25 protein-coding genes and 2 pseudogenes are annotated in these 26,978 nt (G+C 73.3%); 11 read left to right on the top strand and 16 right to left on the bottom strand.

Annotated features, from left to right (window positions below; translation table 11 throughout):
• From fecE to ABD437_RS37910, 3 genes and pseudogenes are all read left to right on the top strand, one after another.
• Window positions 1-201, top strand: a pseudogene (fecE, locus tag ABD437_RS37900) (Fe(3+) dicitrate ABC transporter ATP-binding protein FecE); the annotation flags it as partial.
• Window positions 202-211: 10 nt separating this feature from the next.
• Window positions 212-1,189, top strand: coding sequence for an ABC transporter substrate-binding protein (locus ABD437_RS37905; protein ID WP_344653813.1), 978 nt, complete (start codon window positions 212-214; stop codon window positions 1,187-1,189).
• Window positions 1,186-3,285 carry an iron ABC transporter permease gene (locus tag ABD437_RS37910; RefSeq protein ID WP_425558334.1) on the top strand — a complete coding sequence of 700 codons (2,100 nt, stop codon included), beginning with the start codon at window positions 1,186-1,188 and terminating at the stop codon, window positions 3,283-3,285. The genes ABD437_RS37905 and ABD437_RS37910 overlap by 4 nt, the downstream gene beginning before the upstream one ends.
• A gap of 112 nt (window positions 3,286-3,397) precedes the next feature.
• On the opposite strand, the gene ABD437_RS37915 is transcribed toward ABD437_RS37910, so the two are convergent.
• The 7 genes from ABD437_RS37915 to ABD437_RS37945 form a co-directional block, all read right to left on the bottom strand.
• A complete protein-coding gene (locus ABD437_RS37915; protein ID WP_344653814.1) occupies window positions 3,398-3,757 on the bottom strand; it encodes a hypothetical protein in 360 nt (119 codons plus the stop codon).
• On the bottom strand, window positions 3,754-4,617 hold the full coding sequence (locus tag ABD437_RS37920; RefSeq protein WP_344653815.1) for a DODA-type extradiol aromatic ring-opening family dioxygenase: 864 nt from the start codon (window positions 4,615-4,617) through the stop codon (window positions 3,754-3,756). The genes ABD437_RS37915 and ABD437_RS37920 overlap by 4 nt, the downstream gene beginning before the upstream one ends.
• Window positions 4,610-5,434, bottom strand: coding sequence for a citryl-CoA lyase (locus tag ABD437_RS37925; RefSeq protein WP_425558335.1), 825 nt, complete (start codon window positions 5,432-5,434; stop codon window positions 4,610-4,612). Before ABD437_RS37925 ends, ABD437_RS37920 begins: the two co-directional genes overlap by 8 nt.
• Window positions 5,385-6,524: a CaiB/BaiF CoA transferase family protein gene (locus ABD437_RS37930; protein WP_425558336.1), complete on the bottom strand. Its 1,140-nt coding sequence runs from the start codon at window positions 6,522-6,524 to the stop codon at window positions 5,385-5,387. Before ABD437_RS37930 ends, ABD437_RS37925 begins: the two co-directional genes overlap by 50 nt.
• Window positions 6,525-6,600: 76 nt before the next feature.
• Window positions 6,601-7,419 (bottom strand): IclR family transcriptional regulator domain-containing protein, encoded by an 819-nt coding sequence (locus ABD437_RS37935; RefSeq protein WP_344653818.1) that lies wholly within the window; start codon window positions 7,417-7,419, stop codon window positions 6,601-6,603.
• Between the two features lie 41 nt (window positions 7,420-7,460).
• Window positions 7,461-8,288 (bottom strand): helix-turn-helix transcriptional regulator, encoded by an 828-nt coding sequence (locus tag ABD437_RS37940; protein WP_344653819.1) that lies wholly within the window; start codon window positions 8,286-8,288, stop codon window positions 7,461-7,463.
• 54 nt (window positions 8,289-8,342) lie between these two features.
• On the bottom strand, window positions 8,343-8,636 hold the full coding sequence (locus ABD437_RS37945; protein WP_425558338.1) for a TetR/AcrR family transcriptional regulator C-terminal domain-containing protein: 294 nt from the start codon (window positions 8,634-8,636) through the stop codon (window positions 8,343-8,345).
• 87 nt (window positions 8,637-8,723) lie between these two features.
• On the opposite strand from ABD437_RS37945, the pseudogene ABD437_RS37950 reads away from it, so the two are divergent.
• Window positions 8,724-8,840: pseudogene (locus ABD437_RS37950) on the top strand (hypothetical protein); the annotation flags it as partial.
• A gap of 151 nt (window positions 8,841-8,991) precedes the next feature.
• Entirely contained in the window at window positions 8,992-9,795 is an 804-nt protein-coding gene (locus tag ABD437_RS37955) for an MFS transporter (RefSeq protein ID WP_344653820.1), read from the top strand.
• Here ABD437_RS37955 and ABD437_RS37960 read toward each other — a convergent pair.
• Complete coding sequence (locus tag ABD437_RS37960; protein WP_344653821.1) at window positions 9,722-10,453, bottom strand: TetR/AcrR family transcriptional regulator; 732 nt, start codon at window positions 10,451-10,453, stop codon at window positions 9,722-9,724. The genes ABD437_RS37955 and ABD437_RS37960 overlap by 74 nt on opposite strands.
• A 78-nt stretch (window positions 10,454-10,531) precedes the next feature.
• Between ABD437_RS37960 and ABD437_RS37965 the strand changes: the two genes are divergently transcribed.
• The 3 genes from ABD437_RS37965 to ABD437_RS37975 are packed head-to-tail and all read left to right on the top strand — an operon-like array spanning window position 10,532 to window position 15,729.
• Entirely contained in the window at window positions 10,532-12,619 is a 2,088-nt protein-coding gene (locus ABD437_RS37965; RefSeq protein WP_344653822.1) for an MMPL family transporter, read from the top strand.
• Between the two features lie 60 nt (window positions 12,620-12,679).
• Window positions 12,680-13,564 (top strand): hypothetical protein, encoded by an 885-nt coding sequence (locus ABD437_RS37970; protein ID WP_344653823.1) that lies wholly within the window; start codon window positions 12,680-12,682, stop codon window positions 13,562-13,564.
• On the top strand, window positions 13,561-15,729 hold the full coding sequence (locus ABD437_RS37975) for a heavy metal translocating P-type ATPase (protein ID WP_344653824.1): 2,169 nt from the start codon (window positions 13,561-13,563) through the stop codon (window positions 15,727-15,729). Before ABD437_RS37970 ends, ABD437_RS37975 begins: the two co-directional genes overlap by 4 nt.
• Window positions 15,730-15,775: 46 nt before the next feature.
• Here ABD437_RS37975 and ABD437_RS37980 read toward each other — a convergent pair whose 3' ends face one another.
• The 8 genes from ABD437_RS37980 to ABD437_RS38015 all read right to left on the bottom strand — a co-directional run bounded on the left by ABD437_RS37980 (window position 15,776) and on the right by ABD437_RS38015 (window position 23,585).
• Complete coding sequence (locus ABD437_RS37980) at window positions 15,776-16,750, bottom strand: ABC transporter substrate-binding protein (RefSeq protein WP_344653825.1); 975 nt, start codon at window positions 16,748-16,750, stop codon at window positions 15,776-15,778.
• A complete protein-coding gene (locus tag ABD437_RS37985; protein ID WP_344653826.1) occupies window positions 16,747-17,850 on the bottom strand; it encodes an ABC transporter permease in 1,104 nt (367 codons plus the stop codon). The genes ABD437_RS37980 and ABD437_RS37985 overlap by 4 nt, the downstream gene beginning before the upstream one ends.
• The gene (locus ABD437_RS37990) at window positions 17,847-18,605 is read right to left on the bottom strand and encodes an ATP-binding cassette domain-containing protein (RefSeq protein ID WP_344653827.1); all 759 of its coding nucleotides are present in this window, start codon (window positions 18,603-18,605) and stop codon (window positions 17,847-17,849) included. The genes ABD437_RS37985 and ABD437_RS37990 overlap by 4 nt, the downstream gene beginning before the upstream one ends.
• Window positions 18,605-19,525, bottom strand: coding sequence for a hypothetical protein (locus ABD437_RS37995; RefSeq protein WP_344653828.1), 921 nt, complete (start codon window positions 19,523-19,525; stop codon window positions 18,605-18,607). Before ABD437_RS37995 ends, ABD437_RS37990 begins: the two co-directional genes overlap by 1 nt.
• A 58-nt stretch (window positions 19,526-19,583) precedes the next feature.
• On the bottom strand, window positions 19,584-20,942 hold the full coding sequence (locus tag ABD437_RS38000; protein WP_344653829.1) for an FGGY-family carbohydrate kinase: 1,359 nt from the start codon (window positions 20,940-20,942) through the stop codon (window positions 19,584-19,586).
• A complete protein-coding gene (locus ABD437_RS38005; RefSeq protein ID WP_344653830.1) occupies window positions 20,935-21,942 on the bottom strand; it encodes a LacI family DNA-binding transcriptional regulator in 1,008 nt (335 codons plus the stop codon). The genes ABD437_RS38000 and ABD437_RS38005 overlap by 8 nt, the downstream gene beginning before the upstream one ends.
• Window positions 21,939-22,922, bottom strand: coding sequence for a 1-phosphofructokinase family hexose kinase (locus ABD437_RS38010; RefSeq protein ID WP_344653831.1), 984 nt, complete (start codon window positions 22,920-22,922; stop codon window positions 21,939-21,941). The genes ABD437_RS38005 and ABD437_RS38010 overlap by 4 nt, the downstream gene beginning before the upstream one ends.
• Before the next feature lie 138 nt (window positions 22,923-23,060).
• A complete protein-coding gene (locus ABD437_RS38015; RefSeq protein ID WP_344653832.1) occupies window positions 23,061-23,585 on the bottom strand; it encodes a P-loop nucleotide/nucleoside kinase family protein in 525 nt (174 codons plus the stop codon).
• Window positions 23,586-23,716: 131 nt separating this feature from the next.
• Here ABD437_RS38015 and ABD437_RS38020 point away from each other — a divergent pair, with 131 nt between their 5' ends.
• From ABD437_RS38020 to ABD437_RS38030, 3 genes are all read left to right on the top strand, one after another.
• On the top strand, window positions 23,717-25,396 hold the full coding sequence (locus tag ABD437_RS38020; RefSeq protein WP_344653833.1) for a RecQ family ATP-dependent DNA helicase: 1,680 nt from the start codon (window positions 23,717-23,719) through the stop codon (window positions 25,394-25,396).
• Window positions 25,397-25,471: 75 nt separating this feature from the next.
• On the top strand, window positions 25,472-26,194 hold the full coding sequence (locus ABD437_RS38025; RefSeq protein ID WP_344653834.1) for an ATP-binding cassette domain-containing protein: 723 nt from the start codon (window positions 25,472-25,474) through the stop codon (window positions 26,192-26,194).
• Window positions 26,191-26,955: an ABC transporter permease gene (locus tag ABD437_RS38030; protein ID WP_344653835.1), complete on the top strand. Its 765-nt coding sequence runs from the start codon at window positions 26,191-26,193 to the stop codon at window positions 26,953-26,955. Before ABD437_RS38025 ends, ABD437_RS38030 begins: the two co-directional genes overlap by 4 nt.
• Window positions 26,956-26,978: the final 23 nt, after the last annotated feature.

A 26,978-nucleotide genomic window follows, 5' to 3' on the forward strand; every position in this document is an offset into this window, starting at 1 on the left:
GCGGTCCTGGCCGCCGCGGTCGCCGACCGCGTGGTCCTGCTCGACGCCGGTCGCGTGCGCGCGACCGGAACCCCGGCCGACGTCCTGACCGCCGACACGCTGACCGAGGTCTACGGCCTGCGCATCGAGGTCGAGACCGACGCCGACGGGCGGGTCCGCACCCGTCCGGTCGGACGCCACACCACTCGTGCCCTCACCTAAGGACACCCCTGTGAAGAAACTGATCGCGGCCACCGCCGCCGTGTTACTGCTCGCCGCCTGCGGCACCACGGAGAACCCGGGCGACGACGCGAGCCCGGCCGCGGCCACCGACGCCGGCCCGGTCCAGGTCACCGACGAGCGCGGCACCGTGAAACTCGACGCCCCGGCCGCGAACGTCGTCTCGCTCGAGTGGGGCCTCACCGAGACGCTGCTCGCGCTGGGCGTGAAGCCGGTCGGCGCGGCCGACGTCAAGGGCTACAACCAGTGGGACACCAGCCTGGCGCTGGACCCGTCCACGCCGGACGTCGGCACCCGCGGTGAGCCCAGCCTGGACGCGATCGGCGCGCTCAAGCCCGACCTGGTCGTGACCGTCACCGACCTGCCGGAGAACGTGATCGCCCAGATCGAGAAGACGTCGACGGTGCTGACGCTGCGCGGCTCCGACGGCACCGACCCGATCGGGTACATGCGCCGCACGGTCAAGACCCTGGCGACGATCACCGGCACCGACGAGGTCGGCACGAAGCTGCTCGCGGACTACGACGCGACGATCGCCGAGGGCAAGGCCGCGCTGGCGAAGGCCGGGAAGACCGGCGCGCCGTTCGCGATGGCCGACGGCTGGGTCGACTCCGGCACGATCTCGATCCGCCTGTACACGCCGGGTTCGTTCTTCGGCGCGATCGGCGAGGAACTCGGCCTGACCAACCAGTGGCCCACCGGCGGCGACAAGGACTACGGCCTCGCCCAGACCGACCTCGAAGGCCTCACCCGGATCACCGACGCGAAGACGTCGTTCCTCTACGTGGCCAGCAGCGACGAGGCCAGCAAGGCGTTCGTGCAGGGCCTGACCGGCAACGCGGTCTGGAAGAACCTCGCGTTCGTCAAGGCCGGCGGCAACGTGCACCGCATCCCGGACGGCATCTGGATGTTCGGCAGCACACCGTCGGCCGCGAAGTACGTCGACGCGGTCGTCGCCGCCCTCACGTGACCGCGACGCTCGACGCACCGGCCACCCCCGGCACCGCCGCCGGGGGCAGGCCGGTGCGCGTCACCGTGGCCTTCGCCCTCGGGCTGCTGCTCCTGGCCGGGCTCTCCCTCTGGCACCTGACGCAGGGCACGGCCCGGCTGGGGCTGGGTGAGCTGCTCTCGGCGCTGGCACCCGGGAACTCCGCGTCGGACGACCGGGCCGAGGCGGTGGCCGTGCTCGTCGCCAGCCGGGCGCCGCGGCTGGCCGCCGCGCTCCTCGTCGGGCTCGCGGTCGGCGTCGCCGGTGCCGTTCTGCAGTCGGTGGCACGCAACCCGCTGACCTCCCCCGACACGCTCGCGGTCAATGCCGGCGCGTACGTGTCGGTGGTGGCGGTCGCCGCGTCCGGGGTCGCGCTGCCGTTCGGGCTGCGCGGCGTGATCGCGTTCCTCGGCGGCCTGGCGGCGTCCGCGCTCGTGCTGCTCGTCGCGCGCGGCGGCGCGGCCGGCCCGACCCGGCTGATCCTCGCCGGGTCGGCGATCGCGCTGGCGCTCAACGCGCTGACGATCGTCCTGCTGATGCTGTTCCAGCAGAACACCGTCGGGCTGTTCGCCTGGGGCAGCGGCACGACCGTGCAGTCCGGGGCGCGGCAGGTCACGATGGCCGCGCCGGTCGTCGTGCTCGGCGTGCTCGCCGTGCTGCTGCTCGCGCACCGGCTCGACGTGCTCGGGCTGGGCGACGACCCGGCCCGCGTGCTCGGCGTCGGGGTGCGGCGCACCCGGGTGCTCGCCGTGGTCCTCGCGGTGCTGCTGGCCGCGACCGCCGTGACCGTGGCCGGGCCGATCGGGTTCGTCGGGCTCTGCGCGCCGGTGATCGCCCGGCTGGCCGCGCGGCGGGCGCCGGGGCTGGGCAACCACCTCGTGCTGCTCCCGTTCGCGGGCCTGGTCGGCGCGGTCGTCGTCGTACTGGCCGATGTGCTGTTGCGGTTGTTCGTCCCGGTGGACAAGGTCATCTCGGTGCCGACCGGCGTGCTGACGACGCTCGCCGGCGCGGTGGTGCTGGTGCGGCTCGCCCGGCGGATCCGGGACGGTGGCCCGGCGGCCGCCCCGGCCCGGGGAGCGTCCGGGACGGTGCGCTCCCGGCGCTGGGTGGTTCTCGTCGCGGTGGTGCTCGGCGTACTCACGGTCGGCGCGCTGGTGGCCGCGCTGCTGCTCGGCGACCGGCTCGTGCTGCTCGGTGACGTCGTGAACTGGTGGCGCGGCGCGTCCGGCCGGGAAGTGACGTTCGTGCTCGACCAGCGGTGGCCGCGGGTGCTGGCCGGCCTGCTGGGCGGGGCGGCGCTGGCGCTGGCCGGAGCGATCGTGCAGGCCGTCTGCCGCAACCCGCTCGCCGAGCCGTCGCTGCTCGGCGTGACCCCCGGCGCGAGCCTCGGCGCGGTCGCGGTCGCGCTCCTGATCCCCGGCATCGGCATCTGGCCGGTGATGGGCGTCGCGACGCTCACCGCGCTGGGCACGTTCGCGCTGGTCTACTGGCTCGCGGCCGGGCGCGGGCTGTCGTCGGACCGGATCGTGCTCGTCGGCATCGGCACGAGCACCGGCGCCGTCGCGCTGACGACGCTGGTGATCGTCGTCGCGCAGCCGTGGAACACGAACCTGGCGCTGACCTGGCTGGCCGGCTCCACCTACGGGCGCAGCCTGGCGCAGCTCGCGCCGGTCGCGCTGGCCCTGCTGATCGCGCTGCCGCTGACGGTGGCCGGTGCGCGCACGCTCGACCTGGTCGCGCTGGACGAGGACGTCCCGCGGGTGCTGGGGGTGCCGCTCGGCCGGGCCCGGCTGGGTTTCCTGACGCTCGCGGCGGTGCTGACCGCGGCCGCCGCCGGTGCGGTCGGGGCGCTGGGGTTCGTCGGCCTGGTGGCACCGCACGCGGCCCGGGCGCTGGTGGGTGCGCAGCACCGCCGAGCGGTGCCGGTCGCGGTGGCACTGGGCGCGGTGCTGGTGAGCGTGGCCGACACCCTCGGGCGCACGGTGATCGCGCCGTCCCAGCTCGCCGCCGGTTTGATGACGGCGATGATCGGGGCGCCGTATTTCATCTGGCTGCTGTGGAGGGCGCGGGTCAGGTGATGACCCGCTCGGTCGTCACCGGCCGATCCCCGGCGTGGGGTCAGCGTGCGACAGCGAAGGCCTCCCGGCTCGTGGGGCTTCGACTCCACCGCCGGGAGGCCTGACCGGCTGCTCAGGTGGCGATGTCGGGGTACGGCAGGGAGATGTGGGACATCTTCGCCGCGTAGGCCTTCACGTAGCCGAGGGGCTCGTGGTCGTGCTCGAACATGGCGATGAACAGCGTCAGGGTGAGGAACGGGTGGGCGCCCATCTCGAACAGCCTGACGTGGTCCTGGTCGACGAGCGCGGCCCGCTCCTCGTCCGTGAACCGCTGGTAGGTCGACCGCTCGGCGGCGACACAATTGAGCAGCTCGTTGGCCTTCTCGGTCTCCCACCAGGCCACCGTGCCGGCCGGATCGGTCTTGTACCGCTCCACCAGGTCCGGGTCCCGGTCCACCGTGTACAGGAACTTGTTCACCAGGTACTTGCTCATTTCGGCGCACCTCCGGGGTACCAGGTGAAGTAGGCCTCCATCGTGTGGAACAGGTCGACCGTCTCGGTGTAGTCGGCCTTCGCGCCCTCGCCGGCGACGCCCATCATCAGCATGAAGTCCATGAACCCGTGGGTGGCGTTGCCCGGCTGGTGCAGGCTGTCGAGCGTCACCTCGGCGAGGCAGCCCTCGATGTCCCCGGACGCGATCCACTCGACGGCCTTGCGGTCGAACTCCGGGTCGGGGCCGGTCGGCCCGAACTGCCGCGGCCCGCCGAGCTCCAGCGAGAGGTGCCCGGTGCCGATCACCGCGACCCGCTGGTTGCCGGGCATCGACTCGACCAGTTCCCGGATCGTGCGTCCGAGCTGGACGAACCGTTTCGGCTGCGGCAGCGGCGGCGCGAAGATGTTCGTGTAGATCGGGACGATCGGCAGGTCGGCCTCGGGGCGCAGCGTGATGATCGGGCAGGTGACGCTGTGGTCGATGCGCAGCTCGTTGCTGAACGCCAGGTCGAAGCCCGCGTCCAGGCCCTGGCGCAGGATGTGCTCGCTGAACGCCTCGTCGCCGGCCAGGCGCATGCGCGGCAGCCCGAACTCGCGTTCCTCGTTGTACCAGTTGGCGTCGTAGACCGGCGCCTTGCCGACCAGGAACTGGGGCATGTTGTCGAGCCACAGCTGGTGGAAGTGGTCGGAGCCCACCATGACCAGAACGTCGGGACGCGCCTTGGTGAGCGTCTCCCGGAAGTTCTGGATCTTGGCGATCCACTCGGCCGCGAACGGCGGCCGTTCGGACTCCGGGAGGGTGCTCGTCTTGTAATAGAACGGATGGTGCGTGGACGCGATGACCGCGACGAGTTCAGCCATGGAGACCTCCATCGGGGGCTACCGAGCGATTGTTCAGATCCACTGACAGGAAGATGTCGTTCGCCACCGGGTGCCGGAGCTCCTCGGCCAGCTGCCCGATCAGGCCGGCGGTGCGGGCCAGCAGCGCGAACCCGCGGAGCAGCTCCAGGGGCAGGCCGAGGTCGGCGAGCGCGGCGCCGCACACCCCGGCGCCGTTGAGCGGCAGCGTCCTGCCGAGGATCTCGGGGTGCACGCGCCCGATCGCGGCGAAGAGGCTCAGGTGCGGGCCGACCAGGCCTTCCTCCTCGGCGATCGCGAACAGGCGCGGCGTGCGCGGGTCGCCGTCCTTGTGCACGTGGTGGCCCAGGCCCGGGATGAACTTCCTGGCCGCTCGCTGCTGCGTCACGACGTCCCGGGCGAAGTCGTCCCAGCTCTGGTCCGGCTTTCTGGCGGCGAGGGCCTCGTGCAGGAACCGGCCGCAGTCCTCGGTGACGCCGAGGAACCGCGACCCCCCGCCGAGCAGCCCCGCGGCCAGCGCCCCCTGCACCGAGTCGGGGGCGGACAGGTAGGTGAGGCGGGTGACGATCGCGGTGGGCGTGAACCCGTGGTCGGCCAGCGCGGCCAGCACCGCCTCGAAGACCCGGACCTCGCCCGCGCTGGGGCGACGCTGGGTGGCCAGCCAGAACGCCAGCTCACCGAAGCCCACCGTGCCCATGACGTCGTTCGCGAGGCTCTGCCCGAGCAGCGTGATCTCGTGGCGGCTGGAGGCACCCAGCGCCGTGGGGTACTCAGGCACGCGTGACTCCCAACCACTCGCGGATCTCGTCGCCGTGCTCATCCAACTCCGGTGGGGCCGACCGGTACGTCGGCGGGGTCGCCGAGAACCGGATCGGGTTACGCACCGTCGGCACGTCCCCGATCTCTACGACGGGCGCCAGGCCCAATCGTTCAGCCAGCTCGACGCCACCTTGCACCGTGTTGATCGGTCCGCAGGGCAGGCCGGCCTCGGTGAGGACGTCGAACCAGTCCTGGGCGCTCTTCGCGGCGAGCGCCTCGAGCAGCAGCGGGCGCAGGAGCTCGCGGTTGTCGTTGCGGTTGCCGATCGTGTCGAACCGCGGGTCGTCGGCCCACTCGGGGTGGCCGAGCACCTCGGCGAGCTTGCGGAACTGGCCGTTGTTGCCCGCGACGACGATGAGCTCACCGTCGCCGGTCCGCAGCGGTTCGTACGGGAACAGGCTCAGGTGGGCGTTGCCCATGCGGTTCGGCACCACTCCACCGGCGACGTAGGCCGACGTCTGGTTCACCAGGCTGCTGAGCGCCGTCGAGAGCAGGTTCGTCTCGATGTGCTGGCCCTCGCCGGTCTCGTCGCGGTGGTGCAGCGCGGCCAGGATGCCGATCACCGAGTGCATGCCGGTCATCACGTCGAACACCGAGATGCCGGCGCGGAACGGGGTGCCGTCGGGGTCACCGGTGAGGCTCATCAGGCCCGACATGCCCTGCACGAGCAGGTCGTAGCCGGGGAGCGCGGCGCCGCCGGTGCTGCCGAAGCCGCTGATCGAGCAGTAGATGACCGTGTCGTTGCGTGTCTTCACCGCGTCGTAGTCCAAGCCGAACCGCGCCAGGCCGCCGGGCTTGAAGTTCTGGATGAAGACGTCGGCGCGTGCGCTCAGCGCGTGCGCCACCTCGAGGTCGGCCGGGTCCTTGAGGTCCAGCGCGATCGACCGTTTGTTGCGGTTGACCGACAGGTAGTAGGTGCCGACGCCGTCGCGGGTGGGCGGCACCCAGCCGCGGGTGTCGTCACCGGCGGGGCCCTCGACCTTGATCACCTCGGCGCCCAGGTCGGCGAGGAGCATCGTCGCGTACGGCCCGGCCAGTACCCGCGAGAAGTCGGCGACCACGATCCCCGACAACGGGCCGTTGCTCGTCACTAGCACTCCCAACCACGATGCGGACACTTGTCCGCCAGCTTTGCGCGGCCCGGGCGAGGTGTCAAGGAGGCTCGGCTCAGGCGGTCTCGGACCGGGCGATCTCGGCGTGCGGGCGGGACTGCCAGAGCGCCCACTCGGCGCTGACGTCGCCCGCGGTGCGCAGCAGCCGGGGCAGATGGGCGTCGAGCAGCGTCTCCAGGGACGTCTCGGCCGCGTGCACGGTGACGTTCATCGCCGCGCGCACCCGCCCCGAGCCGTCACGCACCGGTGCGGCCACCGACCGCACGCCGGGCGCGAGCTCCTCGTCGGCCAGCGCCCAGCCCCGGGCCCGCACCTCGGTGAGCTCGGCCGCGAGCTCGTCGGCGGTGCGGCCGATGTAGCGCGGCAACCCGGAGCGGCTGGGTTCGGCGAGCACCCGCTCGGCCTCGGCCGGCGACAGGCCGGCCAGCAGCACCTTGCCCTGGGAGGTCTGCGCGGCCGGGAAGCGCGTCCCGATGTCCACCCGCAGCGTGATGATCTTCGGCACCGACACCCGGGCCACGTAGACGATGTCCGAGCCGTCCAGCTGCGCCATCGACGACGACTCGCCGGTGGCCGCGACCAGCCGTTCCAGGTGCGGCCGGGCGATCTCCCAGAGCCCCTGCGAGCTGACGTAGGCCATGCCGAGCGCGAGCACCTTCGGGGTGAGCGCGAACCCGCCGCCCTCGGCGGTGCGCACGTACCCCATCTCCTCCAGCGTCAGCAGCAGCCGCCGGGCGGTCGGACGGGCCAGCTCGGTCGCGCTCGCCACCTCGCTGAGCGACATCACCGGCCGCCGCGCGTCGAAGCACGCCAGCACGTCCAAGCCCCGGGCCAGGGCCTCGACGAAGTCCGGCCCGGTTCCACGATTCGCCATCGCCGTAGTCTAGCGGACGCTCGTCCGCATCATGGACGGCTTCAGACGCTGACGGCCGAGAGCAGCTGCAGCTTCTCGTAGCTCTCGCTGCCCGGGATCGCGGTGTAGACGAGCAGATAGTGCGACTGACCCCGGTCGACGAGCGTCTGGCAGGTCAGGTCGAGCGCCCCGAGCTCGGGATGGGCGAACCGCTTCGTGTCCCCCGGGTGGACGCCCACCTCGTGGCGCTCCCAGAGCTCGCGGAACTCCGCGCTCTCGGCGAGGAGCAGGTCGACGTAGTACGCGGCCCGCGAGCCGGGGCCACGCAGGGTGGCGATCTCACGCAGGCCGGAGACCCAGACGCGGGAGAGGAACGGGTGGTCCTCGGCCGCGTAGAGCGCACGCGACTCGGGGCGGGCGAACCAGCGGTACCCGATGCTGCGTGCCGGGCCGGTGAAGTCGGTGGTGACGCCGGTGAGCGCGACGCCGAGCGGGGTCTGGCGCAGCGTCTCGCCCAGTTCGGTGACGATCTCCGCCGGGGTGTCGCCGAGGCGGTCGAACACCCGCAGCAGGCCGGGGCTGATGTGGTCGCCGGCCGGGCCGCGGGCCGGCGGGTTGTGCCCGGCCAGCCGGAACAGGTGGTCACGTTCCTCGAGCGAGAGGTGCAGGCCCTGCGCGATCGAGGCGATCATCTGCTCGGACGGCTGCGGGCCGCGTTCGCGTTCGAGCCGGGCGTAGTAGTCGGCCGACATGTGGCAGAGCGCGGCCGCCTCCTCGCGCCGCAGGCCGCTGGTGCGGCGGCGCTGCCCGCGCGGCAGGCCGACGTCCTCGGGCTGCAACGACTCCCGCCGACGCCGCAGGAACTCCGCCAGCCCGCTTCGATCGATCACTCCCTGTTTCTACCGCCCGCACCCGTCCCTATCCACGGCCCGCCGATCCGAGGCTCAGGAGCCGAACGCGGCGAGAAAGGTGGAGACCGCGGCGCGGCAGACGCCGTGGAGTTCGTCGTCCGGGACGGGACGGGTGCCCAGCCGGGCGCGGTGGTCCAGCGAGCCGGTGAGCAGCGCGGCGAACTGATCGGCGGCCAGCGCGGGGTCGGTGGTCCGTAGCCGCCCGGCCAGCGCCAGGTGCGCGAGCCGGTCCGCGAGCGCCTCGGTGACCGGGTCGGCCGCCCGGCCGCGGATGATCTCGGGCAGGTCGGGGAACTGACCGCTCTCCGCGAACAGCAGCCGCCGCAACGCCCACGACTTCTCGTCGCAGTAGCACGCGAGCAGCTGGTCGCCGTCGTCCTGGTCGGCGGCGCGATGGGGATCCTCGACGGCTCCATGGTCGCCGTCGCGATCCGCACGCTCGCCGACCAGTTCGGCACGTCGCTGAGCGCGGCGGGGTGGGTGTCGAGCGGCTACCTCGTGGCGCTGACCGTGACGATCCCGGTGACCGCGTGGGCCGTCGATCGGATCGGCTGTCGCCGGCTCTGGCTCGCCGGGCTGGTGCTGTTCGGCCGCCCGGCCCGCCTGGACGTTCTCGGCCTCGCGCTCCTCGGTCCCGGCGTGGCCGCCGCCCTCCTCGCCCTGACCGAGCTGGCCGCCCGCGGTGGCCTCGGGCTCGTGCCGCTCGCCTGGGCCGCCACGGCCGTGGTCCTGCTGGTCGCCTACGTCGCGCACGCCCTCCGGCGGACATCCGGAGCGGACGGTCCGCCGAGCACGGAATCGCGCGGGACGAACGCGGGGGTCCGGGCGGGCGGCACCGTTGCTGGATCTGCGGTTGTTCGGGCGGCCCGGGTTCAGTGCGAGTGTGGTGGTCGCGGGGTTGTGCGGTGCCGCGACGTTCGCGAGCCTGGCCGCGCTGCCGCTGTACCACCAGCTCGTGCGCGGACTCGGCGCCTCGGCCGCCGGGTTGCTGCTCGCCCCACTCGGCCTGGGTTCCGCGATGGCCATGCCGATCGCCGGGCGGCTCTCCGATCGGCTGGGCTCCCGGCGCCTGGTGCCGATCGGCGGCGGCGTGGCCGCCGCGGCCGCGCTGTCACTCACCACCGTGAGTGCGGACGTTCCCCCGGCACTCCCCGCCCTGCAGGCCTTCGTGCTCGGCGCCGCCCTGGGCGGCGTCGGCGCCCCGACGATAGGCTCGGTCTACCGCACGCTCCCCCCGCCGCTGGTGCCCCCGGGCAGCTCCGCGCTCTCCATGCTCAACCAGCTCGGCGCCTCACTCGGCATCGCCTCCGTCGCTCTGGTCGTCCAGACCGCCGACACCCCGCTGGCCGGTACCCACCGCGTCCACGCCGGGCTCACCGGCGCACTGCTCCTGCTCCTGGCCGCTGCCGCCGTCATCCCCGGCCGCCCCTCACCGGCACGGCCGGAACCCGTCGCGGCGGATCGGCCGGCGACCCACCCCTGCTGACCGACGCGGCCGTCGACCCGTTCGCGGAGGAGGTCGGCCTGGCCGAGGTGGTGGGCCCGGAAGCCGACTCCAGCGGCGCCAGGTAGCCCACGAGCGCCCGGTGCAGTTCGGCGATCAGCGCGTCGCGCTCCGCGCCCGACGCGCCCACGATCGGCGGCATCATCGCGGCGACGATTCGCACGGCCACGGTGGCCACCCGTTCGGTTTCCGGAGCGGACAGTGCCGGAGCGCGCGCGGCCACGACGGCGGTGACCCGGCCGGCCACCGCCGCGAATACCGGCCGGGTGGCCTCGGCGAGCCCGGTCGGCACGTCGCCGCTGCCGAACAGCACCTTCGCGCCCGGGTTGGCCACGTTGAACGCGATCAGCGGCGCGGTCATCCGGTCGACCAGCTCCTCGAGCGGCAGCTCGACGACGTCCCGTTCGGCGAACGCCGCCGCGTGCGCCTCCCCCAGCGCGGTGACCAGCCGCTCGGACAGGGCCTGCGCGATCTCCTCCTTGTTCCGGAAGAACTGGTACAGCGACCCGGGCGAGATCCCGGCCCGCGCCGCGATCGCGTTCGTGGAGGCGGCGGCGTACCCGACCTCGGCGAACAGCGCGAGGGCCGCGTCCAGGATGTCGGTGATGCGCTGCTGACCACGCGCCTGACGACGGACCACGGCGCCCTCCCTTGACGAATACGAGCGATCGCTCGTATTTTTTGGCGAGCAATCACTCGTAATTTAGCGGAGGCCGCCGTGTTCGTCGTCCGTCACCGCACGGCCGTCCTCTGGGCCGGTCTCGTGCTCACCCTCGTGCTCGGCGCCGTCGCCGCCGGCACGATGGACGCGCTGGTGCTGAGCCGGTGGGAGGCGCCGGGCAGCGAGTCGGTCCGCGCCGAGCAGGTGCTGGCCCGCGACTTCGAGACCGGCAACGCGAACCTGATCCTGCTGGTCACCGCCCGGGGAACCACCGTGGACGCGGTCAGCGCCGAGGCCACCGCGCTCGAGGCCGAGCTCGCGGCCGACCCGATGGTCGGCGACGTCTGGTCGTACTGGTCGCAGGACCGCGACCCGACCCTGCGCAGCCGCGACGGCACCCAGGCGGTCGTCCTGGCCTGGGTGACGGGCGACGCCACCGCGACCCGCGCCCACATCCGGGACGCGCTGCTCGGGTCGTTCACGCGCACGACCGCGGCGCTCGACGTGGGAGTCGCCGGCGCGGAGGCGGTCTCCGCCCAGGTCAGCGAGCAGGCCGCGCGCGACTTCGTCCGCGCCGAACTGCTCGTCGCGCCACTGCTGCTGGGGTTGCTGGTGCTGCTCTACCGCCGCGTCCGGCTGGCGCTGCTGACGCTGGGCGTCGGGCTGTTCTCGGTGATCGCCACGCTCGCCGCGCTGCGCGCCCTCACCGGCGTCGTCGAGATCTCGACGTTCGCCGCCAACATCACGCTGGTGCTGGGCATCGGGCTGGGCGTCGACTACTCGCTGTTCGTGATCAGCCGCTTCCGGGAGGAACTCGCGCACGGCACCGAGCACGCGGTCGTCACCACGCTGCGTACGGCCGGGCGCACTGTGCTGTTCAGCGGCCTGGTCGTCGCGACGTCGCTCGCCGCGCTGCTCGCGCTCCCCTACCCGTTCCTGCGCTCGTTCGGGTACGCCGGGGTGCTGGTCGTGATCACGGCCGTGGCCGGGGCGCTGGTCCTGCTCCCCGCCGCCCTCGCGGTCCTCGGCCCGCGGGCCCTGCGCCGGCGCCCGGCCCGGCGTACCACCTTCTGGTACCGGGCCGGCGAGGCCGTCACCCGGCGCCCGGTGCTGTTCTCGCTCGCCGGGCTCCTGCTGGTCGGCGTCCTCGCCGCCCCGGCGGCCGGGCTCCGGATCGGCCTGCCCGACGACCGGGTGCTCCCGCCCAGCGCCTCGACCCGGCAGACCTACGACGCGTTACGCGCCGCGTTCGCCACCGAGGCCAACGACGCCGTCCACCTGATCGCGCCGCGCGGCCGGGACGCCGACGTCCGGCCGTACGCGGCCGCCCTCTCCAGGGTCGAGGGCGTCGCGCGGGTCAACGCCACGACCGGCGTCTACGTCGACGGCCGGCGGATCGGGGCGGCCCCGAACCCGCACCGCCTCAGCAGCGCGCGGGGCACCCGCCTGGAGGCGATCCCGACCCGCGAGGTCCTGACCGGCACCGGCGCCACCGCGTTCCTCGACCGGCTCCGCGCCGTACCGGCGCCGGTCGACGTCCTCGTGGGCGGTTACCCGGCCGAGCTCACCGACTTCCGCGCCGCGCTCGCCGACCGCGTCCCGCTCGTGGCGGTGCTGATCCTCGGGATCACGTTCGTGCTGCTCGCCGCGGTGTTCCGCAGCCTGCTCATCCCGGTCAAAGCCACCGTGCTCAACCTGCTGAGCCTCGCCGCGATGTTCGGCGTCCTGGTGTTCGTGTTCCAGAACGGCGCGTTCGCCGACGTGCTGGGCTTCACGCCGATCGGCACGCTCGACCCGGCGTTCCCGATCCTCATGTTCTGCGTCGCGTACGGGCTGTCGATGGACTACGAGGTCTTCCTGCTGTCCCGGATCACCGAGCGCTACCGCGAGACCGGCGACAGCCACCGCGCCGTGCTCGACGGCCTCCAGCGCAGCGCGCCGCTGGTCACTGCGGCCGCGGTGATCCTGGCGCTGTCGTTCTCGCTCTACGCCACCGGCGACGTGATGTACCTGCAGATGATCGGCGTCGGCGCGGCCCTGGCGATCGTCGTCGACGCGACCGTGATCCGCGCGATCCTGGTGCCCGCGCTGATGCGTCTGGCCGGCCGGGCCAACTGGTGGTTCCCCGGGCGCGCGCCGTCGTGAGTTGATACCTATAGGGGGTACCCGTATAGTCGACCACGTCGTCGAGTCGAGGAGGACCCCGTGCGCACGTCGATCCGCCTGTCGGTGTTCGCGCTCGGCCTGGTGGTCGTGTTCGCCGCGGCCACCGGGCTGGGGCGCTGGATCGGCCCGGAGCCCGAGCCGCCACCGGCGGTCATGTCCGCCGAGAAGCACGCCACCGAGGAGCGCGCCTCCGAAGGGCACTCCTCCGAAGGAGACTCGTCCGAAGGGCACGGGGAGGCCGTCCCGGCCGGGCTCCAGACCACCGAGGACGGGTACCGGCTCGAGCCGCTGTCCCCCACGCTCGCCACCGGGGCGCCCCAGCCGTTCCGGTTCCGGATCCTCGGCCCGGACGGGAAGCCGGTCACCCGGTACACCACCGAGCACGAGAAGGACCTGCACCTGATCGTCGTGCGCCGCGACCTGTCGGCGTTCCGGCACGTCCACCCGGTGCTCGGCCCCGACGGTACCTGGGAGATCCCGCTCGCGGTCGCCGCGCCGGGCCAGTACCGGGTGTTCGCCGACTTCGTCCCGGCCGCGCAGGAGGACGGCCTGACGCTCGGCGTCGACGTCCCGGCCCCCGGCGACTACCGGCCGGCCGCGCTGCCGGCCCCGGCGCCCACCAGCACGGTCGACGGCTACACCGTGACGCTCACCGGCGACCTGACGCCCGGCGCGTCGTCGACCGTGACCGCGTCGGTGAGCCGGAACGGGAAACCGGTGACCGACCTGCAGCCCTACCTCGGCGCCGACGGGCACCTGGTCGCGCTGCGCGGCGGCGACCTCGCCTACCTGCACGTCCACCCGCAGTCGGGCACCACGTTCGTGGCCGAGGTACCGTCCGACGGCACGTACCGTCTCTACTTCGACTTCAAGCACGGCGACGTCGTGCGCACCGCCGAGTTCACCCGGGAGGCCTCCCGATGATCGAGCTGGAGATCGGCGGCATGACCTGCGCGTCGTGCGCGGCGCGGATCGAGAAGAAGCTCAACCGTCTCGACGGGGTGAGCGCCACGGTCAACTACGCCACCGAGCGGGCGACGATCCAGGACGACGGCGGCCACAGCGCCGACGAGCTGATCGCCACCGTGGTGAAGACCGGGTACACGGCCACCCTGCCGGCCGAAGCGCCGCCGGAGGAGCCGGAGACCGACCCGGCCCGCACCCGGCTGCTGGTGGCGATCGCGCTGTCCGTGCCGGTCGTGGTGCTCGCGATGGTGCCGGCCTGGCAGTTCGAGTACTGGCAGTGGCTGTCGCTGACGCTGGCCGCGCCGGTCGTCGTCGGCTGCGGGTTGCCGTTCCACACCGCGACGCTGCGCAACCTGCGTCACGGCGAGGCGTCGATGGACACGCTGGTCTCGCTCGGCACCCTCGCCGCGTTCGGGTGGTCGCTCTGGGCCCTGTTCTTCGGCACCGCCGGCCTGCCCGGGATGACCCACCCGTTCACCTGGAGCCTCGGCGACGAGGATCCGCGCGGCATGATCTACCTCGAGGTCGCGGCGGGCGTCACGACGTTCCTGCTGGCCGGGCGCTACTTCGAGGCCCGGTCGAAGCGCCGGGCCACGGGGGCGCTGAAAGCCCTGCTCGAGCTGGGCGCGAAGGACGCCGGCGTGCTGCGCGGCGGCGTGGAGGCCCGCGTTCCGGTATCCGAGTTGACGACGAACGACCGGTTCGTGGTGCGCCCCGGCGAGACGATCGCCACCGACGGGACCGTCGAGGACGGCGCGTCCGCGGTGGACGCGTCGATGCTCACCGGTGAGCCGGTCCCGGTCGAGGTGGGGCCGGGCGACGCGGTGACCGGCGGCACCGTCAACGTCGGCGGCCGGCTCGTCGTGCGGGCGACCGGCGTGGGGCGCGACACCGAGCTGGCGCGGATGGCGGCGCTGGTGGAGCGGGCGCAGGCCGGCAAGGCCCCGGTGCAGCGGCTCGCCGACCGCATCTCCGGCGTGTTCGTGCCGATCGTGCTGGCGCTCGCGGTGGCGACGCTCGGCTTCTGGGTCGGCTCCGGAGCCGGGTGGACCACGGCGTTCACCGCGGCCGTCGCGGTGCTGATCATCGCGTGCCCGTGCGCGCTGGGGCTCGCGACGCCGACCGCGCTGCTGGTCGGCACCGGGCGCGGCGCGCAACTCGGCGTGCTGATCAAGGGCCCGGAGATCCTGGAGTCGACCCGGCGCGTCGACACGATCGTGCTCGACAAGACCGGCACCGTGACGACCGGCCGGATGACCGTCCACGACGTGATCGCGGCCCCCGGCGAGGACGCCGGCGAGGTGCTGCGCCACGCCGCCGCGGTGGAGGCCGGCAGCGAGCACCCGATCGCGCGGGCCGTGGCCGCCGCCGGCGCTCCGACGGTCGCGGTCACCGGCTTCCGCAACGAGCCGGGCCGCGGCGTGGTCGGCCGGCTCCCCGGGGTGGGTGAGGTCGTCGTGGGGCGGCTCGAGCTCCTGCGCGAGCGCGACTACGACGTGCCCCCCGAGCTGGTGGACGCGGTAGGCGGCACCGCGGTGGCGGTGGGCTGGGGCGGCACGGCCCGGGGCGTGGTGACGGTCGGGGACTCGGTGAAGCCGACCAGCGCCCGCGCGGTCGCCGAGCTCACCCGGCTCGGGCTCACGCCGGTGCTGCTCACCGGCGACGGCGAGGCCGCGGCGCGTGCCGTCGCCGCCGAGGTCGGCATCGAGCACGTCGTCGCCGGGGTGCTGCCCAGCGGCAAGGTCGACGTCGTGGAGCGGCTCCAGGCCGAGGGGAAGGTCGTCGCGATGGTCGGCGACGGGGTGAACGACGCCGCCGCGCTCGCCCGGGCCGACCTGGGCCTCGCGATGGGCACCGGCACCGACGCGGCGATCGAGGCCGCGGACCTCACGCTCGTCCGCGGTGACCTGGTCGCCGCCGCCGACGCGATCCGCCTGTCCCGGAGCACGTTGCGCACGATCCGCGGGAACCTGTTCTGGGCGTTCGCCTACAACGTGGCCGCGATCCCGCTGGCCGCCGCCGGTCTGCTCAACCCGATGCTGGCCGGTGGGGCGATGGCGTTCTCGTCGGTGTTCGTCGTCGCCAACAGCCAGCGGCTGCGCCGGTTCCGGCCGCTGTCCTGACCCACCGCGGTCCCCGGCGGCGCGTGCCGCCGGGGACCGGCGGGGCTCAGCAGCGGGACTTGTACAGCGCGGCCTGGCCCTCGGCGCTGTTCAGGTTGTCCTTCGTGACGATCGTGAAGCCGGTCTGGATCGTCTTCTCGGTCGCCTCGCCCTTCAGCGCCTTCACGGCCTGGTCGACGCCGTCGGTGCCGATCGTGCCGGGCTGCTGGGCGATCAGCGCCTGGATCGTGCCGTCCTGCAGCGCCTTGACCTGGTCGGACCCGGCGTCGAAGCCGACGATCTTCACCGTGCCCTGCTTGCCGGCCTGGCGGACACCGGTCGCGGCACCGGTCGCGCCGAACAGGTTCGTCGCGAAGATCCCGACGATGTCCGGGTCCTTCTGCAGCGCGGCGGTGACGATCTGCGCGGCCTTCGCCGGGTCGTTCTGCACGTACTGGACCCCGAGGTTGGTGTACTTGGAGTCGGCCTTCGCCGCAGTGTCGAAGCCCTGGGTGCGTGCGTCGGACGTGCTGATGCCCGGCTGGTTGTCGATGACGAGCACCTTGCCGCCGTTCGGCGCGAGCTGCTGGATGGCCTTGAACGCGGCCTCGCCGCCGCCCTTGTTGTCCGACGCGATCGACGACACGATGCCGTCGGTGTTCTCCAGCGTGGTGTCGACGAGCACGACCTTGATGCCGGCCGAGGTGGCCTGCTTGATCGGCTGCTCCATCGACTTCGCGTCGGTCGGGGCGATCAGGATCGCGTCCGGGCGGGACGCGATCACCGACTGCAGCACCGGCGTCTGCAGCGTCGGGTCGAACTTCTGCGCGCCCTGGATGTCGACGGTCGCGCCGGCCTTCTTCGCCGCGTCCTGGACGCCGCAGCCCATCGTCACGTAGAACGCGTCACCGGTCACACCCTCGATGAACGCCAGCTTGTAGCCGTCGCCGCCGCTCGCCGAACCGCCGCCGCCGCAGCCCGCGGCCAGCATCGCGACCGCGGCCAGGCCGGCCACCGCCGCACCAGTGCGAGTTCTCTTCATGACTGCTCCTTCGTTGGAGTCGTGCCGTGGGGGTTGAGGAAGGGAAAGCGAAAACCGGTGGATCTCCCACCGCGCAGCGCGCGAGCGCGCCGGGTCTGGTCGGCGTACACCGCCGCGACGAGCACCGCGCCCACGACGACCTGCTGCCAGAACGGCTGCACGCCGAGGATCACGAAGCCGTTCTGCAGCACCGCGGGGATGAAGAGGCCGATGATCGTGCCGAAGATCGTGCCGACCCCGCCGAAGAGGCTGGTGCCGCCGATCACCACGCCCGCGATGACGTTCAGGTTCGTCTGGGTCTGCCCGCCGATCGTCGTCGACTGGTAGAAGACGAGGTTGAGGAGGCCGGCGAACCCGGCGAGCAGGCCGGCCAGCGCGTAGACGCCGATCAGCTGGCGGTCGACCTTGAGCCCGACCCGGCGGCCGGCCTCGGCGTTCGAGCCGATCGCGAAGACGTGCAGGCCCCAGCGGCTGCGGTGCAGCAGGACGCCGACGACGATCACGACGACGAGCGCGATCACCGAGATCCACGGCACCTGGCCGAAGACGTTGCCGAAGCCGATGTTGTTGACCAGCACGTCCGGCGCGTCACGCAGATCGACGCCCTTGGTGATGATCTGCGAGAACCCCAGCGCCATGCCGAGCGTGCCGAGCGTCACGATCAGCGGGGGGATGTTCAGCTTCGCGATCAGCACGCCGTTGAGCAGGCCCCAGCCCAGCCCGCAGGCACCGGCCACGGCGACGCCGAGCGCGGCGACGCCCCAGCCCTGGCCGCCCGCCGCCACCATCGTCTTGGACGCGATGACGCCGCTGAACACCAGGACCGAGCCGACCGAGAGGTCGATGCCGCCCGTGATGATCACCAGCGTCATACCGGCGCCGAGCACCGCGAGGATCGAGGTGTTCACCACGATGCCGCGCAGGTTGTACAGCGTCGGGAACGTCTCCGGGCGCATGATCGCGAAGATCGCGTAGATCACCAGCAGCACGAAGACGATCTGCAACTGCTGGGTGGCCAGCAGTTTCGCGATCCGGCTCCGGCCCTTCGGAGCCTCCGGACGCTTCTCGGTCGTCCGGGTTGCCGTGGCCACGCTGCTCACGCCGTGCTCCCTTCGAGTGCGCCGGTCATCGCACCGACGAGTTGCTCCATCGACGTGTCCGCGGTGCGGAACGTCGCGACCCGGCGTCCCTGGCGCATCACCTGGACGCGGTCGGAGACGTCGATGACGTGCGGCATCGAGTGGCTGATGAACACCACCGCGATGCCGTTGGCGGCGGTGCGCCGGATCAGGTCGAGGACGTTCCTGGTCTGGACGACACCCAGGGCGGCGGTGGGCTCGTCGAGGAAGATCACCTTGCTCGCCCAGGCGGCGGCGCGGGCGACGGCGATGCCCTGGCGCTGACCGCCGGACATGCCGCCGACCGGGCCGTCGAGGTCGCGCACGGTCGCGCCGAGGTCGTCGAAGGCCTTGCGGCTGCCGGCCCGCATCGCGGCCTTGTCCATGAAGCCGAGCCGGCCGAGCAGGCCGTGCTTCATGACCTCCCGGCCCAGGTACATGTTCTGCACCGGGGACAGGTGGGGCGCGAGCGCGAGGTCCTGGTACACGGTCTCGATGCCGAGCTCACGCGCGGCCACCGGCGACCCCAGGGTCACCGGTTCGCCCTCGAACAGGATCTCCCCGCTGGTGGGGAGGTCCGTGCCGGAGAGGATCCGGGTCAGCGTGCTCTTGCCGGCGCCGTTGTCGCCGATCAGCGCGACGACCTCGCCGGCCTCCACCTCGAAGTCCGCGCCGGCCAGCGCCGTGACGTGTCCGTACTCCCGCGTGATCCCGCGGGCCTGCAGCACCGGGGCCATCAGCTACGCGCCGCCTCTCGCCACGAACGCGCCCGGCCGTCGACCGCGGCGAGGAGCTTCTCGAGCCGGGGGCGGGCGGAGTCGGCGAAGAACGACGACCGCTCGGACGCGGACATGCCGATCGCTTCCTTCCACACCGACCGGCCGGCGATGAAGCCGGACGCGCCGCCCTCGTCGCAGGAGATCGTCACGACCTCCTGGAACTTGTCGAACGCGACTCCGGCCGAGAGCACGGCCCACGGGCCGGTGAGCGCGTCGGCCAGGCGCCTGGCGCCGGCGGCCGAGCCCGGGTACTCCAGCTTCAGCAGGTCGGGCCGGAGCGCGTCGAGCCGGATCGCCGACTCGACGATCAGATCCTCGCGCTGCTGCGCCGTGAGCTCCTCGCCGGGCTGGGCGTAGATCAGGTTCTCGACGACCGACGGGATGCCGGCCGCGCGGCAGTCCGCGACGACCTGGCGGACGACGTCCAGGGCCTCGGCTTCCAGGTCCGGCGAGCCGGCGCTGAAGGTGCGGTGCGGGCGGACCTGGATCAGGAACTTCACCGCGTGGCCGCCGAGCGAGCGGACCCACTCGCCGCCCTGTCCGGGGTCGCGGGCGGCGCGGGGCTCGCCGTTGAAGGTCGGGCGCTTCTCCGGCTCGGCGGCGATCAGCAGGCCGCAGGAGTCGGCGAGCGCGCCGGCCTTCTGCACGGCCGGCACGCCGATCGTCGGGTCGAGCAGGATGCCGCTGGCCATCGGGGTGAGCGCGGCGGCGACGTCGACCTTGGCCCGGTCCAGGTCGGCGTCGCTCGGGTCGATGCCGACGGCGGCGAACATGCGACGCAGGGTGTTGCGCTGGTCCATCGCGATGATCGAGAAGACGCCGTTCTCGTCGGCGATGGCGTCGAGGGTGGTGGTGGCAGCGACCGAGTCGGTCGTCATGGGGGTCCCTTCGTCAGGTGTGGAGGTAATCGATTACCTCCCGGGCAAAAAAAGAGAGCTACGGGGTGAGCGCGGCGGTCGGTCGCAGGCCGGCGGAGAATTCGACCAGGTCACCGGGGCGGCCGGCGGCGGCCCACGCGGCGAGGACGGCGGCGCCGAACCCGCCCGGCTGGTCGATCGTGCTGAACGTCAGCCCGGGCAGCACCCGGCTCTTGCTCCGCCGGATCGAGGAGAGCCGCAACCAGCCCCCCGCCCCGACCGCGCGCCGGTAGGGCCCGGCGACCGGGGCGATCCGGGCCAGCAGGTCCGCGGTGTAGCCGGCGTTGGCGTCGACCGCGGCCGCCCAGACGTCCGCCGGGGCCGCACCCTCGCGCAGGGCGATCACGACGTCGTCGGCTTCCACGTCGCTACCGGTGACGGTGGCCTTCGACGCGTCGGCGTCCGGATAGGCGGCGTCCAGCGCGCCCAGGTCGGTCGCGCCGAGCGCGGCCTGCACCCGGCGCAGCACCAGCCCGGCCCGCGAGGGCGCGTTGACCAGCGTCGTCCCGGGCAGGATGTGCCGGCCGACCTCGACCCGGGCGCCGGTCAGCCGCCGCCGCTCGTCCGCGGTGACCACGCGCGGGATGGCGCGCAGCAGGGTGTCGGCGGTGCCGCACGAGTTGAACAGGTCGTCGCGGCCGACCGCGCCGGCGCCGAACGCGGCGACCGGGTGGTCGTGGCCGGCGACCGAGATCGTGGCGCCACGCAGCGCCGGCGGCGCGTCGGGGGCGCGGACGGTCCCGGCCGGCTCCCCCGCGTAGCGCCGCTCCGGGATGAACCCCGGCCGGACGCCGAGCAGGTCCAGCGCGGCGGTCCAGGGTCTGCCGGTGTCCAGGTCGAGCAGGCCGGTGCGGGAGGCCAGCGACGCCTCGGAGACCGGGTCGGCGCCGAGCGCGAACGCGACGTACTCCGGAACGTTGAGCCAGCGGTGGCCGGGCCGGAGCTCCAGGCCGTGGTCGCGGGCCCAGAGCAGCTTCGCGATCGTCCACTGCTGGTGGAACGGCAGGCCGGTGGTGACCCCGAACGCGTCCCGGACGTCCGAGGGCACCCGGGCCAGCTGCTCGGCGCCGCGCGGGTCGTGCCAGGCGATCACCGGCGTGCGGGGCGTCCCGGCGGCGTCGACGACGACCCCGGACTCGGCCAGGCCGGTGAGGCCGAGCGCCGTCACCCGCGGACCGTCCAGCGTGGAGAGCGCGTCGGTGATCACGCCGAGGACGCCGTCGAGCAGCGTGCGCGCGTCGGTCTCGACACGCCGGCCGGGTAACCGTCGCCAGATCGTGGGACGGCGCCAGGTGCCGATCCGGGCGCCGTCGGACCGCAGGACGAGGACCTTGGTGTCCGACGTCCCGAGGTCCACCCCGAGGAGGAGCTCAGTCATGCGGTGGTCTCCGTTCACCGGACCCGCGCATGATCAGTCGCAGCGGCAGGGTGCGGTCGCTGTCGACGGCCGGTTTCCCGGCCAGTCGCTCGAACATGGTGGAGGCGGCCAGCTCACCGATGGCCTCCGGGTCGTGGTCGACGACCGTGACGCCCGGGTCGAGGACGTCGGCCAGCGCGAAGTCACCGAAGCAGACCAGCGCGACGTCGGTGCGGTCGCAGGCGTGCAGCGCGGCGACGACGCCCAGCGACGTCCGGGTGTTGGACGAGAAGATCGCGGTGGGCGGCTCGGGCAGCGCGAGCAGCTCGACGGTGGCCGAGCGGCCGTCGTCGGCGGTGTTGCAGCCGGTGCGGACCAGCGCCTCGTCGGCGTCGAGCGCGGACGCCGCGACCTGGTCGCGGTAGCCCTGCAGCCGGTTGCGGGTGGTGGCGACGTCCATCTTGCCGCCCACGTACCCGACCCGGCGGTGCCCCTGCGCGGCCAGGTGCGCGAGCGCCTGCCGGGCGCCGCCGTTGTCGTCGACCAGCACGGTCTCGCCGGCGGCGAAGCCGTCCGGGCGGCGGTCGACGAACAGCACCGGGCAGGCCGCCTGCGCGAGGTGGGAGTGGTCGGTCGCGGTGGGGGCGATGACCAGGCCGGCGACGCGACGGGCCAGCAGGTCGTCGACCACCGTGGTCTCCAGCCGCGGGTCGCGGCCGGTGCTGGCGATCATCACGCGCAGCCCGCGGGCGATCGCGAGGCGCTCGATCGTGCCGGTCATGCTGGCGAAGAACGGGTCGGCGATCGAGTCGACGACGATCCCGAGCGTGTCGTCGGTGCCTTTGCGCAGCGAGCGCGCGGTCGGGTCGGGCCGGTAGCCCAGCTCGCGGACGGCGGCGAGGATGCGCACCCGGGTGTCCTCGGCGACCCTGGGGTCGCCGTTGATCACGCGCGAGGCGGTCTTCGTGCTGGTGGCGGCCAGCGCCGCGACGTCCTTCAACCGCACTGCTGTCTGCTTCACGGAGCACTCACCTTCGTCAGGAGTGCCTCGATCTTGCCGCGCAGCTCGGCCGCGCGCGCGGGGTCCACCCCACCGGCCAGCGACGTTTCGCAGGACGCGCTGGCGGTGGCCACCCCACGGACCACGGCGGGCAGCCAGACGTCGTCGCCGGTGCCGCGGGCCAGCAGCTCGAGCGCGAGCCCGCCGACGAACGAGTCACCGGCCCCGACCGCGCTGACGACACGCACCGGGACGGTGGGGATCCAGGCCAGGCCGTCCGGCGTGGCGAACGCGCTCCCGGCCGCCCCGGCGGTGACCACCGCGCGGCGGGCACCGGCCGCCAGCAGGGCCCGCGCCGCGGCCTCGGCGCGCTCGCGCACATCGGCACCGGCCGGGATCGGCAGCACGTCGACCGGCGCGCCGGTGAGCGTCGCCTCGGCCTCCTCCAGGTTGGGCGTGACCAGGTCCGGCCCGGCCGGTAACGCGGCGGCGAGCGCGGCCGGGGCGGCGTCGACGACCACCACCGCACCGGCGGCGTGGGCGAGCTCGACCAGCTGCCGGTACCCCTCGACCGGGACGCCGGTCGGCAGGCTGCCGGAGACCGTGAACAGCTCGCCGTCGGCCAGCCGGGCGGCCGCCGCCTCGCGGTACGCGTGCCAGGCGATCGCCGGCACCGGCTCGCCGGGTTCGTTCACGACCGTGACCCGGCCGGCGGCCGACTCGCGGAAGACCAGCGCCTGCCGGACCGTACCGGGCGTCGGCACCGCGACCAGCTCGGCACCCTCCGCGGCCAGCAGGCCGGCCAGCAGCGGGCCGTCGCCGGCGCAGAGCAGGCCGAGCAGCGGGGCCCGCACGCCGTGGGCCCGCAGGACCCTGGCGACGTTCACGCCTTTGCCGCCCGGGGACAGCTCGGTGCGCCGGGAGCGCATCACGGCGCCGGGAACGATCTCGGCCAGCGTCACCAGCCGGTCGATGGCGAGGTTCGGGTTGGCGATCAACATGGCCGGCGGACTCCCTTCGGCGACACGGGTAATCGTTGTCACGATTGGTCGCGTAGATCCACCAACCGCCAGATCAACGGCTAGGTAATCGTTGTCACGACCGGACGCGAGAACTCTGCGCCCTGCTCGACGGAGATGTCAAGGGAGGAACGAGAGAATGGTGTCCCGTTGTCGGCGTGGGTCCCGTGTGGCGTCGATCCGGACGTGCGGCACCGACGGCGCGTCCAGCAGCCCGGCCCGGAAGTAGGCCGCCGGGTCGGCGAGCTTCCCGGCGTCGCGCCCGGCTCCCCGCGCGGCCATCCGGGCGACGAGCACGTCGGCCGGCGCGGTGAGCCAGACCAGCGTCGTCGCCGCCCCGACCGCGGCGAACCGGTCGACCAGCACCCCGAACGCGTCGGCGTGGGCCCGCTCGGCGGTGAACGGCGCGACCAGGACCGCGGGGGTCCCGACCGCGAGGCAGTCGCACGCCGCCGCGAGGATCGACTCGTACCGGGCCGCACGCAGCGCGCGACCGGCCGGCCCGTCGAGATCGGCGCCGTCGACGAACGGCCCGGTCACGACGTCCTGGTCGAGGATCGCCGCGCGCAGCGCACCGGCCACCAACCGGCCGACGGTCGTCTTCCCGGTCGCCGGGGCGCCGGTCATCAGAACAGCGTGCGACATGGTCGGCCAGCCTACGTCGACGCGCTGAGCCGGAGCATCGCCCCCGGGGTCTACGCTGGCCGCGCCGGTGCGCGCCGAACGGACGCGTCGACGAGGTGTAGGCGACCAGAGATGCGGGGTACCGCGCAGCCGTGACCACGAACGACGAGCGGCGGAGCCGCCGCAGGCGCTCCCCCCTCACCTGGGCCCGCCGCCGCAGTGACCTGAAGAAGCTGCGCAACATCGCGTCCGACCTCTACGGCTGGGACGAGTTGCGGCCGGTACAGGCCGAATCGATGCTGCACCTGGCCAACGGCGTCGACACGTTGGTGGTGGCCCCCACCGGGTCGGGGAAGTCGGCGATCTACCAGGTCCCGGCCGTGCTGATCGACGGCCCGACGGTCGTCGTCTCGCCGCTGCTGGCGTTGCAGCGCGACCAGATGCAGGCGCTGGCCGAACACGGCGCGCCGACCGCCGTCGTGGTCAACTCCGACCAGTCCGCCGGCGAGAACGAGGCCTCATTCGAGGCGCTGCGCTCCGGTGACGCCGAGTTCGTCTTCCTGGCCCCCGAGCAACTGACCAAGCCCGACGTGCTGGACGCGCTGAAGGCCGCCGAGCCGTCACTGTTCGTCGTGGACGAAGCGCACTGCGTCTCGGCCTGGGGCCACGACTTCCGGCCCGACTACCTGCGGCTGAGCGAAGCCATCGAGCACCTGGGCCACCCCACCGTGCTGGCGCTGACCGCCACCGCCGCTCCCCCGGTGCGCGCGGACATCGTCGACGTGCTGGGGCTGCGCGAGCCGGCGGAGGTCATCGCCGGCTTCGACCGCCCCAACCTGTGGCTCGAGGTGTCGCGGCAGGTCACCGCGCCCGGCGTCCGGAAGGCGGTGATCGACCGGGTGGCGTCGGAGACGCCGACCGGGCTGCTCTACGTGCAGACGCGTCGCGAAGCGACGGACTACACCGAGGCGCTGCGCGAGCTCGACGTGCCCGCGTTCGCCTACCACGCCGGGATGAAGGCCTCCGAGCGCGAGGCCGTGCACGACGCGTTCCGCGGCGACGAGCCGGTCGTCGTGGTGGCCACGTCCGCGTTCGGGATGGGCATCGACAAACCCGACGTGCGGTTCGTGATCCACGCCGGACCGGCCGAGTCGCTCGACTCGTACTACCAGCAGATCGGGCGGGCCGGCCGGGACGGCGAGACCGCGATCGCCGCGCTGTACTTCCGCCCCGAGGACCTGCACATCCCGCGGTTCTTCACCGGCGGGGCTCCCGACGAGGACCTGCTGGTGCGGGTCGGCACCGGGCTCAAGCACCACCGCGGGCCGGTGCGCATCGCCGACCTGGTGACCGAACTGGACCTGACGAAGGCGCGGGTCACCCGGGCGGTGAACATCTTCGAACAGTCCGGTTCGGTCACCGCGACGCCCGACGGGCCGCGCTGGCACGGCCGGCGCACGGTGGAGAAGGCCGTCGAGCTGGCCGTGGAGTGGGCCGCCACCCGGCGGCGCATCGAGCAGACCCGCGTGGAGATGATGCGGGGGTACGCCGACACCGAGGGGTGCCGCCGTCAGTTCCTGCTGGGGTACTTCGGCGAGGACCTCAGCGAACCGTGCGGCTACTGCGACACGTGCCGCGACGGCACCGCCGAGGAGACGCCGTCCGGCGACACCGGGTTCCCGGTGCAGTCGCGGGTCAAGCACAAGGAGTGGGGCGAGGGCACGGTGATGCGTGAGGAGGACGACCGCCTCACGGTGCTGTTCGACGAGGAGGGCTACCGCACGCTCTCCCTCGCCGCGATCACCGAACACAAGCTGCTGACGACGCTCTGAGCCTTACTTTCGTCAGGGCACGACCTGCCGTTCGGCGGCGGCGCGAGGGCACCCGCGGTCTCTAGCGTCGCCGTCATGATCACGCTCCGACACCTCACCAAGCGCTACGGCGGTCACGTCGCCGTGGACGACGTCACCACCGACGTCCGTCCCGGCCTGGTCACCGGCTTCCTCGGCCCGAACGGAGCCGGCAAGTCCACCACGATGCGCATGCTGCTCGGGCTCGACCGGCCCACGTCCGGGGAGGCCCTGGTCAACGGCGTCCGGTACGGGCAGCTGCGCCGGCCGCTGCGGGAGATCGGCGCGGTGCTCGACGCGGGCGGCGCGCACCCCGGCCGCACCGCCCGGGCACATCTGCGTGCCCTGGCGGCCAGCCACCGCATCCCGGCGGCCCGGGTCGACGAGGTGATCGGGCTCGTCGGGCTGGAGACGGTCGCGGACCGGCGCGCCGGGAAGTTCTCGCTCGGCATGGGCCAGCGGCTCGGCATCGCGTCCGCGCTGCTCGGCGACCCGCCCGTGCTGGTACTCGACGAACCGGTCAACGGGCTCGACCCGGAGGGCGTGCGGTGGGTCCGCGACCTGGCCCGCTCGCTCGCCGCCGAGGGCCGGACCGTGCTGGTCTCCTCGCACCTGATGAGCGAGATGGCGCTCACCGCCGACCACCTGCTGGTCCTCGGGCGCGGCCGGTTGCTCGCCGACGCCTCGCTGACGTCGTTCGTCGGGTCCCATCCGTCCCTCGAGGACGCCTACCTGGCGCTGACCTCGGAGTCGGTGGAGTACCGGAGCGTGCCGCGATGATCCCGGCGATGGCGTTCGAGTGGGCGAAGCTGCGTTCGGTCCGGTCGACCTGGTGGTGTCTCGGCGTCGCGGCGTTCCTGCAACTGGCGTACGCGGTGCTGATCGGGCTCGACGCGCGGCTGGACCTCGAGGACAGCGGCGGCCCGTCGCCGCTGGTGGTGTCGGACGCGGGGCTGTTGTCGCTGCAGTTCGCGCAGTACGCGTTGATCGCGGCCGCGCTGCTGGCGGTGACCGGCGAGTACTCCACCGGCACGATCAGCCTGACGCTGCGTGCCGTGCCGGTGCGCGGCCGGATGCTGGCGGCCAAGGCCGTGGTGGTCGGTGGCGCGGTGGCGGTCACCGGCGCGGTGCTGCACCTGGCCGGTTCGGTGGCGGCCGGTCTGGTCGCCGGGTCGGCGGCGCGGTGGCCGGTCGGGGACCTGGCGATCGACACGCTGCTGACCGCGCTCTACGCGGCGACGCTCGCGGTCTTCACGCTGGGCCTCGGGACCGTGCTGCGCAGCGCGGTGGGTGGGCTCACCGCGGTGCTGGTGATCGCGGTGGTGCTGCCCACGGTGCTGGCCCGGATCAGCATCGACGCGATCCAGTCGGTCAACGACTACCTGCCGGGTACGGCCGGGGTGGCCGCGCTGTACGGCGCGGTATCCGACGTGGCCGACGGCCAGCCGTACGGGCCGCTGACCGGGGTGCTGGTGCTGGCCGCGTGGGCGGCGGCCACGGCCGGGGCCGGCTACGCGGTGCTCACCCGCCGGGACGCCTGACCCCACCGCCCGCTGAGCTGCGT

The sequence above is a fragment of the Cryptosporangium japonicum genome (assembly GCF_039524755.1).
Lineage (GTDB): Bacteria > Actinomycetota > Actinomycetes > Mycobacteriales > Cryptosporangiaceae > Cryptosporangium > Cryptosporangium japonicum.

Coding starts and splice junctions, on each gene's coding strand:
- ABD437_RS37920 (WP_344653815.1), bottom strand. CDS start 4,617: ATGGCTGAACTCGTCGCGGTCATCGCGTCCACGCACCATCCGTTCTAT.
- ABD437_RS37925 (WP_425558335.1), bottom strand. CDS start 5,434: ATGAGCACGGCGACGAGATCCGCGAGTGGTTGGGAGTCACGCGTGCCT.
- ABD437_RS37915 (WP_344653814.1), bottom strand. CDS start 3,757: ATGAGCAAGTACCTGGTGAACAAGTTCCTGTACACGGTGGACCGGGAC.
- ABD437_RS37935 (WP_344653818.1), bottom strand. CDS start 7,419: ATGGCGAATCGTGGAACCGGGCCGGACTTCGTCGAGGCCCTGGCCCGG.
- ABD437_RS38030 (WP_344653835.1), top strand. CDS start 26,191: ATGATCCCGGCGATGGCGTTCGAGTGGGCGAAGCTGCGTTCGGTCCGG.
- ABD437_RS37980 (WP_344653825.1), bottom strand. CDS start 16,750: ATGAAGAGAACTCGCACTGGTGCGGCGGTGGCCGGCCTGGCCGCGGTC.
- ABD437_RS37990 (WP_344653827.1), bottom strand. CDS start 18,605: ATGGCCCCGGTGCTGCAGGCCCGCGGGATCACGCGGGAGTACGGACAC.
- ABD437_RS38000 (WP_344653829.1), bottom strand. CDS start 20,942: ATGACTGAGCTCCTCCTCGGGGTGGACCTCGGGACGTCGGACACCAAG.
- ABD437_RS38015 (WP_344653832.1), bottom strand. CDS start 23,585: ATGTCGCACGCTGTTCTGATGACCGGCGCCCCGGCGACCGGGAAGACG.
- ABD437_RS37975 (WP_344653824.1), top strand. CDS start 13,561: ATGATCGAGCTGGAGATCGGCGGCATGACCTGCGCGTCGTGCGCGGCG.
- ABD437_RS38025 (WP_344653834.1), top strand. CDS start 25,472: ATGATCACGCTCCGACACCTCACCAAGCGCTACGGCGGTCACGTCGCC.
- ABD437_RS38010 (WP_344653831.1), bottom strand. CDS start 22,922: ATGTTGATCGCCAACCCGAACCTCGCCATCGACCGGCTGGTGACGCTG.
- ABD437_RS37995 (WP_344653828.1), bottom strand. CDS start 19,525: ATGACGACCGACTCGGTCGCTGCCACCACCACCCTCGACGCCATCGCC.